This is a genomic window from Kouleothrix sp. (genome assembly GCF_046328425.1).
Classification (GTDB): Bacteria; Chloroflexota; Chloroflexia; order Chloroflexales; family Roseiflexaceae; genus Kouleothrix.
The window spans coordinates 88,617-103,098 of sequence record NZ_JAXLWP010000003.1 but is presented as its reverse complement, the minus strand read 5'-3'; the positions used below and the strand labels follow the sequence as shown (position 1 = coordinate 103,098).

Genomic DNA, 14,482 nt, shown 5'->3' with positions numbered 1-14,482 from the left:
GAGAACCACGACACGTACGCCCGCATTTCTGCCCGACCGAGTGTGCATGATCACGCTTGACTACGCCGGCCTCAGCGAGCAAGGCCCGGTTCGCGACAACAACGAAGACTTTATCGCCGCGCACATCCCAGCAGACCCAGCCATACTGGCGCAGAAGGGCTGCTTGTTTGCGATTGCCGACGGCGTTGGCGGCGGCCGCGCGGGCGAAGTCGCCAGCCAGCACAGCGCCGAGAAGCTGGCAGCGCTGTATTACGGCGGCGGGAAAAGCCCGCTGTCGGCGCTGCAGCGCGCGTTCAAGCAGACAAACCTGTACATCTGCGACATGGGCCTGGCGAACCCGGCCTACCGGCGCATGTCCACCACACTTTCGGCGCTAGCGCTAGTGGGCGGGCAGCTGCACATCGGCCACGTCGGCGACACGCGGATCTACCAGGTGCGCGGCGCGGTAGCGCAGCAGCTCACCCGCGATCACTCGGAAGTGGCCGAGCTGGTGCGCATGCAGATCCTGAGCCCCGAAGAAGCGCAGCGCCACCCACGGCGCCACATCATCACGCGCAGCCTGGGCAACGACCTGATGACCCAGATCGACTTTCGCAGCGAGCCGCTGCAGGCCGGCGACGGCTTTGTGCTCTGCACGGATGGGCTGTGGGAGCCGCTCGCGCCGGCCGAGATCGCCGCGGCGCTGCAGGCCGACAGCGCCGCCGAGGCATGCCAACAGCTGGTAGCGCTGGCGCTCGAGCGCGGCACCGACGATAACCTGTCGGTGCAGGTCATAAAAGTGGTAGAATTGCCCGGCAACCAACCCGATCAGTCGGCGCGCAAGAACGGCTTCTTTCGGCGCACATTGAACCTGATTGGCAGCGCGCTGGTTTGAGCGCCCAGTAGGCTACTATGATGTTGCAGCCAGGTGAGCGGATCGACCGGTACACCGTCGTGCATAAGCTCGGCCACGGCGGGATGAGCGAAGTGTATCGCGCCCACGACCCGCAGCACCAGCGTGAAGTGGTGCTCAAGTTTCCGCACGAAGACATGGCCGGCGACCCGGCCACGTACGAGCGTTTCCGCCGCGAGATCCAGATCGGCGAGCGGCTGACGCACCCGAACATACAGAAGCTGTACGAGCTGGCGGGCAACCAGCTCGATCCATACCTGGTGCTGGAGTATGTGGATGGCGTGACGCTGCGCGACGTGCTGCGCAAAGAGCGCCGGCTGCCGATCGAGCGCGCGGTGCGGCTGTGCGTGCAGATCGCCGAGGCGCTGGCGTACGCGCACGAGCATCACGTGTTTCATCGCGACCTCAAGCCCGAGAATGTGATCGTGACGCCGCAGTGGCACGCCAAGGTGATGGACTTCGGCATTGCGTTTGTCGAGGGTTCGCGGCGCGTCACGTGGGGCCAGATGTCGTCGCAGGTCGGCACGCCCGATTACATGGCGCCCGAGCAGATCAAGGGCAACCGCGGCGACCAGCGCACCGACATTTACGCGCTCGGCATGATCGCCTACGAGTGCCTGACGGGCCGGCTGCCCTACGAGGGCGACAACGCGCTGGTGGTGATGAGCCAGCACGTGACGGCCAGCCCGCCGCCGCTGGGCCAGTTCGCCGGGCACGTGCCGCCTGCGCTCGAAGAAACCGTGATGAAAGCCATCCGGCGCAGCCCCGACGCGCGCTGGCCTTCGATGCGCGCCTTCGCCGACGCGCTGCAGCACCCGGATCAGATCGACGCCCCGGCGCTGCGCGCCGAGCGCGAGCAGCAAGAGCGCAGCGCTGGCAACGGCGGGGTTGGCGGCCAGATGGGCCTGCCAACCTGGCAGGTAGTGGTGATCGTAGTAGCGGTGCTGGTGGGGCTGGTGCTGTTTGGCGTGGTGGTGCAGCTGCTGCACGGGTAGATGGAAGAAGGTGGAGCATGAGCGTCGAGCCGCCTGATCAGTATGCGAGCCCGGTCGAGCGCCGGCGCAAAGAGCGGGTGCGCGCCTTCGCAGAGCGCCACTGGCTGGGCCTGGGCGTCGCCGCCGATCAGCAGGCGGCGATCGAAGAGATCCGCCGCCAGTACCTGATCACGGCGCGCGAGTATTTCCACGCCGCCAGCACGCTCTACGATACGCTCAGCGTGCAGCCCGAGAAGCTGGCCGCGCGCAAGGCGCCCTTCGCCATGGGCAACCGCACGGTGCAGCTGTTTCTGGCGTACTCGATCCTATGGGAGGCGTTCAACCACATCTATACCGCCGCGGCCTACACCGATTTCGCGCGCAACGGCCCCGCGCGCGCGCCGCTGGAAGACGAGCGCGCCAAGATCGCCCGCGTGCTCAGCCCGCCGCTGCTCGAAGACGCAAACCTGCGCGAGATCAAGGTGCTGAAGAACGGCGAGACGCCGAATGCCGCGATCAACCGCATGATCGAGCGCAGCAGCCGCGAGCTGCGCGAGATCTACGGCATCACCGCCGAGTACAGCCTCACGGACATGGAGGCGTTCTTGCAGGGCGTGGTCGAAGTCACCGAGACGAGCGCCGACGCGACGACGTGGGAGCCGACGCGCGAGGCCGAGAGCTGGATCGTCAAGCCGCTCGACGACGCCGGCAACCTGATCGACCCGGAGCTGCCGTTCAGCGCCTCGAAGTATCGCAGCGTGATCAAGTGGGACTGCTACCAGATCCGCCAGAACCTGAACTTCCTTGGCAAATCCGAGGGCTCGATCGACGATACGATCCTGATCATCCGCGCGTTTTCGCTGCTTGCCCCGGTCGTATCGCTGCTGCTACACGAGTCGCGCCGCGCCGCACTGTTTGCGCTGTAGCTGCGCGCGCCGCTTGATCTCTTTCTGTAGGTATCACGAGCTATACCAACTCCGTTTGATTACTTGTGTTTTTGCGCGCCCGGCGAAGCCGGGCGCCGCACAAGAAAAAGAAAGTCTGGGCGGCTTTGCCGCCCCCGAACCCCCACCATAATCCAAGCGATCAGCCGGATTTGGTATTACGCGGTGCCCTCGCGCGTGGGAGGCTTGGAGGGCTCGCGCCCTCCAAAAGGAAGTTCTCGGGGGCGGCACTGCCGCCCCAAACCCCCAGCATAGAGCAAGCGATCAGGCGAACTTGGTGCCTGGCCACCGGTGGCTACGCGCCCACCGCCAGCCCCTCCAGCCGATCCTCAAGGTCGCCATACAGCTCTTGCAGGCGCTCGATCGTCGTGTCGTCGGCCGGCCACATGCCGCGGCCATGGGCCTCGAGCAGGCGCGCCACGGCGTTGCGCGCGGCCTGCGGGTTGGCCTGGGCGATACGCTGGCGCATCTGCTCGTCGAGCACAAACGTCGCGGCGGCCTGGTCGAACACCCACGGGTCGACGATATCGCTGGTGGCGCTCCAGCCCAGCAGGTAGGTGAAGCGCTGGCCGATCTCGGCCGCGCCCGCGAAGCCGTGGGCCAGCATGCCCTCGTACCAGCGCGGGTTGAGGATCTTGCTGCGCGCCTCCATGCGCAGCAGCTCGGCGGCGCTGTTGAGCTTGACGCTGCCGGTGTAGCTTTCGGCGTAGCTGAGCGGCACGGCGCCGCCGCGCGCCTGGCTGGCGGCGAGCTGGATCGCGCCGCTATGGCCGTAGTAGTGCTGCATATCGGTCAGGCCGTACTCGACGCTGTCGATCGCCTGGAACACGTGGTCGACGGTGCCAAGCAGCCCGCGCAGCGTCTCGGGAGCGGCGGTGCCGGCGCGGCCGCCGCCGTAGCTGAAGCTGCTGCGGCGCTGGTAGGTCTCGGCCAGCTGGCTGTTGTTCTCCCACGCGCTCTCGTCCACCAGGTCTTCCACGCCGGTGCCGTACTGGCCGGGCGCTTGGGTGAAGATCCGCGCGGTGGCCTGCTCCCAGCTCTGGCCCTGGGCCTGCAGCTCGAGCGCGTGGGCGCGGACGAAGTTCTGGCTGGCGGGCTCCTCGGCGGCGGCCGCGCGGCGGAACAGGTCGTCGAGCAGGTCGAGCGTCATCTGGAAGGTGTCGCGGAAGATGCTGCTGATGTCGAGTAGCAGGTCGACGCGCGGGCGGCCAAGCTCGGCCAGCGGCACAAGCTCGTAGCGCCAGATCTTGCCCTGTCCGTCGCGCTCGGGGCGCGCGCCCAGCAGCGCCAGCGCCACGGCGATGCCCTCGCCCTCGCTCTTGATCGTGTCGAGCGCCCACAGCGGCTGCGCCACCGTCTGCGGGTACTCGCCGTGCTCGGCCAGGTGGCGCTCGAGCAGCGCCTGGGCCATGGCCGCGCCGCGCGCCAGCGCGGTGTCGGTGGGCAGGCGCCACGGGTCGATGCTGTGGATGTTGCGCCCGCTGGGCAGCGCGCCCGCGCCGGCGCGCACTGGGTCGGCGCCGACGGCGGGGCGCACAAAGCCGCCGGCGAGCGCGTGGATCAGCGCGCCAAGCTCGTCGCTGGCGGCCATGTTCTTCAGCAGCTGCCTGCCGTGCCCGATCAGCTCGGCGGCCAGCGGCTCGTGGCCGAACGCGGCCAGGCGGGCATCAGGCGCGGCCTCGCCGCCGAGCACAAAGCGCTGCACAAACGCGGCGCGCGCGTCTTTCAGCTGCGTGGCCGGCACGCCGGCCTCGCGCAGCGCCTGGCTCAGGCCGGGGCGGCCATCGCGCGGCACGTCGAGCGCGGCCTCGATCAGGGCGGCGGCGCGCTCGGCGGCGGGGTTCTGGCCGAAGACGTGCAGGCCGTCGAGGATCAGGCGCTGCTCAAGCTCGTCGAGGTAGCTCGAAAGCCGGCCGAGGTACGCGGCGTCGGTTTCGCCCGTGGCGCGCGGCAGGTCGGGCAGCTCGGGGCAGGTTGCGGGCGCGCCGCCGGCCTGCTCTTTTGCGTCGGCCACCTGCGTGCGCAGCAGGGCGAGCTGCTTGTACAGGCCGGCGCGGGCGTAGGGTGGCACGGCGTGGCTCACGATCGTGGCGAAGCCGCGCCGGCGCGCCAACAGCGCCTCGGAGGGGTTGTTGAGCGGGTAGAGGTAGAGCTGCGGCGTGCTGCCGAGCAGCAGGTCGGGCCAGCAGCGCTCGGTGAGCCCAAGCTTGAGGCCGGGCGTCCACTCGGCGGTGCCGTGCATGCCGAAGTGGACGACCGCGTCGGCGCGCCAGCTCTCGCTGAGCCAGCGGTAGAACGCGACATACTGGTGGTGCGGCGCGAACTCGGGGTCGAACAGCAGGCGCATCGGGTCGCCGGGCACGCCCATGGGCGGCTGCACGCCCACGAACACATTGCCGAACTGCAGCCCGTCGATGCGGATGGCGTCGCGCCCGGCGGGGGCGATGTCGCCGGGGGCGCGGCCCCACTGGCGCTCAACGCGATCGGCGTGGGCCAGCGGCACGATCCGGCGGTACTCGTCGACGCCGACCGCGCGGTGGCCCGGCGCGCCGGGCGCCGTCTCGTGCTCGATCGCGGCGATGCGCTGGGCCAGCTCGTCGGCACTGGCGGGCAGCTCGCCGACGCTGTAGCCCTCGGCGCGCAGGCGCCGCAGCAGCGCCAGCAGCGAGGCGGGCACGTCCAGCAGCGCGGCGGTGCCGAGCTTGCCGAGGCCGGGCGGGTAGTTGTACAGCACCACGGCGAGCTTCTTCTCGGCCGGCGGCGTATGGCGCAGGCGCACCCAGCCGGCGGCCTGGCGCGCAGTGCGCTCGAGCCGGTCGGGCGTGGCGACGATCAGCTGGTCGCGGATGGCGCCAAGCGCCACCGGCGCGATGCTGCCGTCCATCTCGGGCAGGTCGTACATGATCACGGCCTGCATGGGCGCCACGCCCTGCTCGTGCCACTGCTGCTCGGTCTGCATCTGCAGCGGCTGCGCGACCATATACGGCACGTCGATGCCGGCGAGCATGTCGCTGGCTTTCTGCTGATAGTGGCCGGGCTTGGTCGAGCCGGCCGGCCCGCCCACCAGCGGGAAGCCCATGGTGCTGAGGATCAGGTCGACCGGCTGGCGCGCGATCCACTCGCGCACGGCCACGTGGGCCTCGATGCCGCTGACAAAGATCGGCAGCACCGCCAGCCCCTGCGCCTCGAGCGTATGCACCAGCTCGCCCAGGTAGCGCTGCTGCTGCACCACGTGCTTGCGGAACGCCAGCAGGGCGACGGTTGGCAAACCAAGAGCCGAGGAATCCGAACCGCTGTGCTTGAGCCTGGCGCTTGGCTGCTGGCTCTTGGCTCGCGGAGCCGCGCTCTTGCGCCGTTTCGCCTGCCACTTGAGGTATGCCTCGGGGCCATCGAACAGCTCGGCGCTGTCGGGGTGGAAGCAGCCCATCATGGGGATCAGCCGCGGCGGCGCCACGTCGAGCTTCTGGCCCAGGCAATCGCGCAGGATCAGGCGGATCATCTGGGTGATATTCGCCGCGTCGGGCTGGTTCCAGTAGATATTCACCGACAGCCAGGTGCGGAAGTCGTGCAACTTGGCAGGCATGAGCGGCAGCAGCTTGGCGGTGATCTTGGTGAGCTTGGTGTAGGCGTAGAGCGTGTCTTCCTCGCGGCCCTGCGTCAGCAGGCGCAGGATCAGCTGCATGGGCTTGGGCAGGCTGCCCTTGCCGCCCTGCACGCGGTACTCGCCGACGCGGTTGAGCGCCATCACCTCGGGCATGCTCTCGAACGCGAACACCGCGCGCGGGCTGGCCTGGCCGATCTGCTCGGCCAGCCAGTCGGCCTGGCTGCGCATGTTGATCAGCGTGACAAACACCACGTCCGATTCGCCGATCGCCTGAGCCAGCGCCGGGTCGCGCCGCTCGACGTGGTCGTCGTTGAAGCGCAGCAGCCGGGCGCCCACGCCGCCGGCGCGCAGCGCCTGGGCCACCTCGTCCCATACGTGCGCGTTGAAGCGCTCCATGCCGGCAATAAAGGTCAGGGTGGCCATATGCTACCTCTTGTGTGCACTTGCGCTGCGTAGTGCGGTTTCAGTACTACCGGCCCGCCGAACCGGCCGTATCGGCCCGCCACGGGTGGCAGCCGCTCGCGTGGCGGGTAGGGGCGTAGGTTTCAGCCGGGCTGGAAGCTCGATTCGAGTATAGCACGCCTTAACACAATTTCAACGCACACAAATCCTCTATTTAGCATCTGCAAAAGCTGTAATTTGGCAAGGGCTGTGCATATGTGCGGTGGGGTGTAAAGCGTTCCTTGGGCGCAGGGTTTGCGCGATGGCGACGGCTGTGGTACTTTCACGCTGTTCCGAATTGGCATTGGCACGGGTTACGCAGTCGCCGTAAATCGTGGCATTGAAAGGCAGCTTGATGCGGCGAATTGTGATCCTTCTCGTGCTGGTGCTTGGCGGGTGCGGCCAGGCCGGGCAGTCTATCGAGCCGACGGCGCGGCCGGCGCCAACCGAGGCGCTGGCCGGCACGGCGAAAGGCTTGCCGGCTCGCTCCGCCGTCGGCGCCACTCCGCCGCTGCAGGTGTCCACCGCGCCGGCCACGCCGGGCGCCGAGGCGAGCTACCCGCCGCCGACGGCCTACCCGCCGCCCGAGACGCCCACGCCCGCGCCGCCGACGACCCTGGCGCCCACGCCGGCAGCGGCCGAGTGCGTGCCGCCCGACCAGATCCCGCCGCCATCGGAGATCGCGCCCACCACGCCGATCTCGCGCACCGCCAGCGGGCCGATCCCGGTGTTTGGCTTCCGCGTGCTCAACAGCTACCCGCACGACCGCGGCGCGTTCACCGAGGGGCTGCAGTACGTCGCGGGCCAGCTGTACGAGAGCACCGGGCTGAACGGCCAATCCGAGCTGCGCCGCGTCGACCTGGCCAGTGGCGCGGTGCTGCAGCGCTGCGCGCTCGGCGCGCAGGCCTTCGGCGAGGGCATCACCGTGCTGGGCGACGCGATCTACCAGCTGACCTGGAAGAACCAGGCCGGGTTTGTGTACGACCGCGCCAGCTTCGCGCTGCGCCGCAGCTTCAGCTATGTGGGCGAGGGCTGGGGGCTCACCAACGACGGCCAGCGGCTGGTCATGAGCGACGGCAGCGCAACGCTGCGGTTTCTCGACCCGGCGACGCTGGAGGAGCTGGGGCGCGTTGAGGTGTACGACGACCGCGGGCCGGTGACGCGGCTGAACGAGCTGGAGTTTGTGGACGGCCAGGTGTACGCGAATATCTGGCAGACCGACCGGATCGCGCGGATCGACCCGGCCAGCGGCGCGGTGACCGGCTGGATCGACCTGGCCGGGCTGCTCGGCCCGGAGGATCGCACCCAGCCGGTAGACGTGCTCAACGGCATTGCCTACGACGCCGATGGCCGGCGCCTGTTTGTGACGGGCAAGCTGTGGCCCAAGCTCTTCGAGATCGCGCTGGTGCCGGCGCAGTAGCCCAGGCTGGCGCTACAGCTCGAGCCTGAGCTGATCGGGGTCGCCGGTGTGCTCTGGCGCCGGCTCGGCTGGCGCCTCGCCGATTAGCGCGCGCAGGCCGGCTTCGTCGAGGATCGGCACGTTCAGCTCGCGCGCCTTGGCCAGCTTGCTGCCGGCCGCCTCGCCGGCCACCAGGTAGCTCGTCTTCTTCGAGACGCTGCCGGCGATCTTGCCGCCGTGGGTCTTGATCAGCGCCTCGGCCTGCTCGCGCGTGAGCGCTGGCAGCGTGCCGGTGATCACGAACGACTGCCCCGCCAGCGCGTCGCTGGCGCGGGCCTCGGCCACGTGCTGGGCGGTGGCGACGCCGACGCCCTTGAGCTTCTGCACCAGCGCGCGGTTCGGCTCGAGGCTGAAGAACTGCGCCACGCTGCCCGCCACCACCGGGCCGATCCCCTCGACATCGTCGATCTGCTCGGCGCTGGCGTCCATCAGCGCGTCGAGCGAGCCGAACGCGGCGGCCAGCGCCTGGGCGGCCACCTCGCCGACGAAGCGGATGCCGAGGCCGACGATCAGGCGCGCCAGCGGGCGCTCGCGCGACTCGGCGATGCCGCCCAGCACATTGGCGATCTTCTTCGGCCCGTAGCCCTCCATGCCGGCGAACGACTCGGCGCTGAGCGTGTAGAGGTCGGCAAGGTCCTTCACCAGGCCGCGCTCGACCAGCAGCTGGGCCTGCTTCTCGCCAATGCCCACAATATCCATCGCCCCGCGCGAGACAAAGTGCTCGACGCGGCGCACCAGCTGGGCCGGGCAGATGCCGAAGTTCGGGCAGCGCCAGGCGACCTCGCCCTCGGCGCGCTCGAGCGGCGTGCCGCAGGCCGGGCAGCGCTCGGGCATGGCCCACGGGCGCTCGCTGCCGTCGCGCCGGTCGACGATCGGGCCGATGATGTAGGGGATCACGTCGCCGGCGCGCTTGACCGTGACGTAATCGCCGATGCGGATGTCGCGCTCGGCGATATAGTCGGCGTTGTGCAGGCTGGCGTTGCGCACGATCACGCCGCCGATGTTCACCGGCTCGATCATCGCGCCGGGGGTGATCACGCCGGTGCGCCCGACATTGATCGAGATGTCGAGCAGGCGGCTGGTGGTTTCGCGCGCCGGGAACTTGTAGGCGATCGCCCAGCGCGGGTCGCGCCCGACCACGCCAAGCTCGCGCTGCTGGGCGAAGCTGTCGACTTTGATCACGATCCCGTCGGCCTCGTACTCGAGCTGGTCGCGGCGGGCCATCCACTCGCGGGTGTAGGCCACCACCTGCTCGAAGTCGTCGAAGCGCCGGCGGTCGCGGTTCACCGGGAAGCCCAGGGCCTGGAAGTACTCGAGCGTTTCCCACTGGCTGTGCAGCTGCACGCCGCTGACGGGGCCAAGCGCGTAGGCGAAGAAGCGCAGCGCCCGCCCGGCGGTGACGCCTGGGTCTTTCTGGCGCAGCGAGCCGGCCGCGGCGTTGCGCGGGTTGGCGGCCACGCGCTCGCCGGCGGCGGCCAGCCGCTCGTTCAGCGCCTCGAAGTCGGCGATGCGCATGTACACCTCGCCGCGCACCTCGATGGAGGAGGGAATAGACCAAGAATCAAAGACCAAAGACGAAAGCGCGCCAGCGTCTGGCGATGCGTCCTCGTGCTCCGGCGGCTGACTTTGGTATTTCGGCGCGCGCAGCGCGAGCGGGATGCTGTGGATGGTGCGCAGGTTTGCCGTCACATCCTCGCCGATCTCGCCGTCGCCGCGGGTCGCGCCGCGTACAAACGCGCCGCTCTCGTAGGTCAGCGCGATCGCCAGGCCGTCGATCTTCGGCTCGACCACATAGGCGATCGTGGCGTCGTGGCCGAGCAGCCGGGCCACGCGCTCGCGCCAGGCGCGCAGGCCGTCTTCGTCGAAGGCGTTGCCGAGCGAGAGCATGGGCACGGGGTGGCGCACCTTGGCGAACTTCTCGGAGGCCGCGCCGCCCACGCGCTGGGTCGGCGAGTCGGGCGTGACGAGCTCGGGGTTTGCCTGCTCGAGCGCGCGCAGCTCGCGCATCAGCGCGTCGTACTCGGCGTCGCTCACGATCGGGTCGTCGAGCACGTGGTAGCGATAGTTGTGCTGGCGAATCTGATCGCGCAGCTCGGCGATGCGCTGGTTTGGGTCGGCGGCCATTGCGACTCTCCGTGATACATACGGTGGTTGAAGTTGCATTATACGCGATCCGCACGACAGGAAGCGTCGCGTTTGGCGCACGGCCGCCCAGGGCGCGCCTGCCGCTCATACCAAATCCGGCAGATCGCTTGGATTATGGTGGGGGTTCGGGGGCGGCGAAGCCGCCCCCGAAATTTCTTTTTCTTGTGCGGCGCCCGGCAAAGCCGGGCGCCGCACAAGAAAACACGAGTAATCAAACGGAGTTGGTATCATTCGGCGCCACGAGGCATGTGCCACTACGATTTCGCCGGAGAAGGCATTCTTTTATAGAGCATGGGGCGAAGCCCAACGGCGGGATGCAAGCGGCGCGGGGCGAAGGGGAGCGCAGTTGCGGATCACGCATTCGCCCGTATAATGAAGCCCGGCACCCGCCGCACACGAGAAAAGCAATGCAACGCTTCACCGATCAGCCGCTCGGCGCACGCCCGCACCTGGCGGTATTTGGCTCCGATAAAGTCGGCAACTTTGTGCTCACCACGCCGCTGCTGCGCGGCCTCAAGCGCAAGTACCCCGGCGCCACGCTCGATTTCTTCGGCGGCGAGACCACGCGCGACCTGGAGCAGGGCTGCCCGTACGTCGACGCGCGCTTCTCGCTCTATGGCGCGCGCCCCGACTACCTGGCCGACCTCAACGCGTTTGTGGCCGCGCGCCGCGCCGCCGCCGGCGACTACGACCTGGCGATCAACTGCGACGAGTTCAGCGAGCTGAACCTGGTGGTGGTGGCCGCCGTCGCGCCGCGCTACCTGGTAGGCGCCTCGCTCGCGCCCGACTTCCGGCGCAAGCTGCCGCCCGGCGACGACATCCGCGACCGCATGCTGCGCGACCACGACTGGAACAGCCCGGATTTTCTCGCGCGCTACGGCGCGGTGATCGGCAGCAACTACCTGGCCGAGATCTTCTGCACGATCGCCTATGTGGAGACCGACTACTTCCAGACCGAGGTGGCCAGCGCGCCGCCGCCGTTCGCCGTGCCCGACGTGCTGCTGCACATGACCACCACCCGCAGCGCCAAGCAGTGGCTGCCTGAGTACTGGCGCGAGCTGATCGGCTGGTGCGCGGCGCGCGGCCTGAGCGTGGGCATGCTCGGCGGCAAGCCGCAGATCGAGCGCGAGCGCTACCACGCGGGCGGCTGGGAAGAGGATCTGCTGCGCGAGACGCCGCTGATCGACCTGCGCGGCGAGACGGCGCTGCCGCAGCTCGCCGGGGCGTTTCGCCAGGCCCGCGCGGCGGTGGTGGTGGACGCCGGGCCGATGCACATTGCGGCGGCGGTGGGCTGCCCGACGGTGTGCCTGTTCGGCAACGACGCCGACGGCGACGGCGCCAGCCCGATCAATCTGTGGGCGCCGCGCGCGCCGAACGCTGCCGTGCTGCGCACGCCGGCCAAGTGCCGGGTGTGCGTCGAGCAGCGCTTCAAGAACGACGCCTGCCTGGTGGAGGGCCACCCGTGCATGCGCGAGCTGCGGCCGGCCCAGGCGATCGCGGCGCTGGCCAGCGCGCTTGGGTTGGCCTAGCGCGCCGCCGTCGGCAGCCACACGAACTCGGTCGGGCCGGACACCAGCGAGCGCACCTGCCAGCCGTAGTTCGTCACCGACGAGGTGACGTCGTAGTGCCCGTTGTAGCCGCCGGCCTTGAGGTCGGCGCCAACCGTCTTCTGCCAGATCGCGCCCGGCACCAGCGACACGTGCTGGCCGTCGATCACCGCGTCGAGCGTGCCGTCCTTCGAGACGCCGCGCAGCTCGACCAGCCCGTCGCGGGTGTGCTCGTACTTAGGGCCGGCCGCGCCAGTGCCGATCGGCAGGGTGGTGCTGTACGGGATGGTTGGGATCACCAGCAGCGCGCTGTCGGCGCCCGAGCCGGCCGCGCCGCTGCGGCTGGTGCCTGCGCCGGCGAAGCCCCAGTCGCTGGGGTACAGTGGCGGGATCGACCCGGCCGATGGCCGCAGTGTGCCGGCCGGCGGGTTGAACTGGTAGCCCGGCGAGCCGGCCACGTAGCCCGGCAGCGTGCCGCTGCCGTGAACCTCGACCCACAGCTCGACGAACAGGTAGGTGGCGGTGGGCGGCTGGGCCACGCTCGGCTCGGCGCCGGCGGCGTGCGAGTGGGGGCGGCCAAGCGCAGGCGACGCGGCAGCCAGGCCGGCGAGCGCAGCGGCCAGCAGCAGGCAGCGCCGTATCATCAACGATGCGTTCATGGCTTCGCCTCGCATCTGAGCCCGTCTGAAAAGGGAAGCTCTAGGGCCTATGCCCCTCGCGACCCGCCGGAAACACCGCGTTTGGAAGGACGGATTCGCTCCAAACCAGCCTTTTCAAACGGCTTCTGAGCACGATACGCCGGGAGCACGAGCAGCATCGGCAGCGCCGATGTGGCAGAGCAGAGAGGGCAAAGTTACCCGCCGGGCGCGTCTCTACTATACACTATAATTGGTTGTCGCGCGATGGGTATGTTCGAACAGGCGCGACACCTCGCCGCGCTCATACGGGATGATCTCCACGAAGCGCATGCCCAGCTCTTCGAGCAGCCGGATCGAGCTAGTGTTGTCGGGCGCGGTGATTGCGAGGATGCGCGGCAGGCCCAGCGCGCGGTGGCCGTAATCGAGCACTGCGGCGGCGGCCTCGCGCGCGTAGCCCTGGCCCCAGTAGCGCGGCAGAAACGCATAGCCGATATCCGGCGCGGGCAGCGTATCGCGCTTGATCAGGCCGCACATCCCCAGCGCGGCGCCGTCGGCCGCGCGCTCGGCCACCATCAGGCTGAAGCCGTGGCGCGCAAACATGGCGCGCGGGCCGCTCTCGATGTAGGCCCGCGCGTCGTCGAGCGTGCGCACGCCGCGGTCGCCGATGAAGCGCAGCCACGCAGGCTCGTTCAGCAGCTCGAGCACAAACGCGGCGTCGTCATCGGCGAACTGCCGCAGCCGCAGCCGCGCGGTTTCGAGCACAGCAAGCGACACGGGGGCTCCTTTCGGCTATGCGCAGCGCGCCTCGATCGCGCGCGCCAGCGCCGCATTCACGGCGAAGTGCTCGGCCAGAAACGCCAGGATGGCGCGGGCCGACTCGACGCTGCGCTCGTAGCCCTGGGCGAAATCGGGCAGGTGGCGCGCGGTTTGCGGGAAGCGCTGCTCGAAGCGCCGCTCGGGCGCGAATGGGTCGGGGTGGCCGGGCTGTGCCGGCTCGAGCGTGGCGGCCAGCTCGAGCACTCGATCGAGCGCGTAGCCCTGGATGAAACGTGCCGCCGAGAGCTTTTCGCCGCGGTGGAAGCGGCCCAGCCCAATGTACAGGTTGGTCAGCGCCTCGCCCAGCAGCCACTCGGCCGGGCGCGGCTGCTGGGCGCGGGGCGGCGGCTCGAGCCGCGCCGGGTCGAACTCTTCGGCGTGCCACACCACCTGGCCAGCCGCGAACGGCACGCCGGCCAGGGCAGCAGCCTCGAACACCGCAAACTCGCAGAAGATGCCGTCGGCGTACAGCAGCTTGTAGCCGTCGGCGGTGTTGCGGAAGGCGTAGGCGACCGGCGCAGCCGCCGCCAGCCACCCCAAGTCGGCCAGCAGCGCGTCCCTGGCGCCGTCGCGCGCGACCACGAAGAAATCGAGATCCGAGAATGCGTCGATCCGGTTGCGCTCGCGCCCGACCGAGCCCAGCCCTAGCAGCGCCAGCGCCTGCCCGCCGTCGCGCAGCGCGCGGCCGATCGCGTCGAGGCGCGCCAGCAGGCGTTGTGGTTCGTCCATGCAGCAGTACCTTTCATACCTACGCTGTCTGCGGGTGCGGCGCTCACTCGCTCTGCGGTTATCCGCCGGCACGGCCTTCGTTCCCGTAGGGCGCGCATCGTGCGCGCCTTCTGCCTCGTGGCAAACCGCCACGTCATTGTGCGCCACGAGGCATGTGCGTCTGACATCGCCGCCGGCACGGCCTTCGTTCCCGTAGGGCGCGCATCGTGCGCGCCTTCTGCCTCGTGGCAAACCGACGCGTTATTGTGCGCCACGAGGCATGTGCGTCTGACACCGCCGCCGGCACGGCCTTC

At 69.4% G+C, this 14,482-nt stretch carries 10 protein-coding genes; 5 read left to right on the top strand and 5 right to left on the bottom strand.

The genetic code is table 11. The features are described 5' to 3' along the window. Positions 1–46 precede the first annotated feature (46 nt). The 3 genes from U0177_RS00425 to U0177_RS00415 are packed head-to-tail and all read left to right on the top strand — an operon-like array spanning position 47 to position 2,792. Entirely contained in the window at positions 47–874 is an 828-nt protein-coding gene (locus U0177_RS00425; RefSeq protein ID WP_409568600.1) for a PP2C family protein-serine/threonine phosphatase, read from the top strand. Between the two features lie 17 nt (positions 875–891). Next, positions 892–1,887 (top strand): serine/threonine-protein kinase, encoded by a 996-nt coding sequence (locus U0177_RS00420; protein WP_409568599.1) that lies wholly within the window; start codon positions 892–894, stop codon positions 1,885–1,887. Between the two features lie 17 nt (positions 1,888–1,904). Then, entirely contained in the window at positions 1,905–2,792 is an 888-nt protein-coding gene (locus U0177_RS00415) for a hypothetical protein (protein WP_409568598.1), read from the top strand. 313 nt (positions 2,793–3,105) lie between these two features. Here the strand turns inward: U0177_RS00415 and U0177_RS00410 are convergent, their stop codons facing one another. Then, a complete protein-coding gene (locus U0177_RS00410) occupies positions 3,106–6,837 on the bottom strand; it encodes a cobaltochelatase subunit CobN (protein WP_409568597.1) in 3,732 nt (1,243 codons plus the stop codon). Positions 6,838–7,210: 373 nt separating this feature from the next. Here U0177_RS00410 and U0177_RS00405 point away from each other — a divergent pair, with 373 nt between their 5' ends. Further along, a complete protein-coding gene (locus U0177_RS00405) occupies positions 7,211–8,275 on the top strand; it encodes a glutaminyl-peptide cyclotransferase (RefSeq protein ID WP_409568596.1) in 1,065 nt (354 codons plus the stop codon). Positions 8,276–8,287: 12 nt separating this feature from the next. Here the strand turns inward: U0177_RS00405 and ligA are convergent, their stop codons facing one another. Next, on the bottom strand, positions 8,288–10,438 hold the full coding sequence (ligA, locus tag U0177_RS00400) for an NAD-dependent DNA ligase LigA (RefSeq protein ID WP_409568595.1): 2,151 nt from the start codon (positions 10,436–10,438) through the stop codon (positions 8,288–8,290). 428 nt (positions 10,439–10,866) lie between these two features. On the opposite strand from ligA, the gene U0177_RS00395 reads away from it, so the two are divergent. Then, positions 10,867–11,988: a glycosyltransferase family 9 protein gene (locus U0177_RS00395; protein ID WP_409568594.1), complete on the top strand. Its 1,122-nt coding sequence runs from the start codon at positions 10,867–10,869 to the stop codon at positions 11,986–11,988. On the opposite strand, the gene U0177_RS00390 is transcribed toward U0177_RS00395, so the two are convergent. The 3 genes from U0177_RS00390 to U0177_RS00380 all read right to left on the bottom strand — a co-directional run bounded on the left by U0177_RS00390 (position 11,985) and on the right by U0177_RS00380 (position 14,189). Continuing rightward, complete coding sequence (locus tag U0177_RS00390; RefSeq protein WP_409568593.1) at positions 11,985–12,665, bottom strand: hypothetical protein; 681 nt, start codon at positions 12,663–12,665, stop codon at positions 11,985–11,987. The two genes, U0177_RS00395 and U0177_RS00390, sit on opposite strands and share 4 nt — an antisense overlap. Before the next feature lie 216 nt (positions 12,666–12,881). Next, entirely contained in the window at positions 12,882–13,418 is a 537-nt protein-coding gene (locus tag U0177_RS00385; RefSeq protein ID WP_409568592.1) for a GNAT family N-acetyltransferase, read from the bottom strand. Positions 13,419–13,433: 15 nt separating this feature from the next. Beyond that, on the bottom strand, positions 13,434–14,189 hold the full coding sequence (locus U0177_RS00380) for a hypothetical protein (protein WP_409568591.1): 756 nt from the start codon (positions 14,187–14,189) through the stop codon (positions 13,434–13,436). Positions 14,190–14,482: the final 293 nt, after the last annotated feature.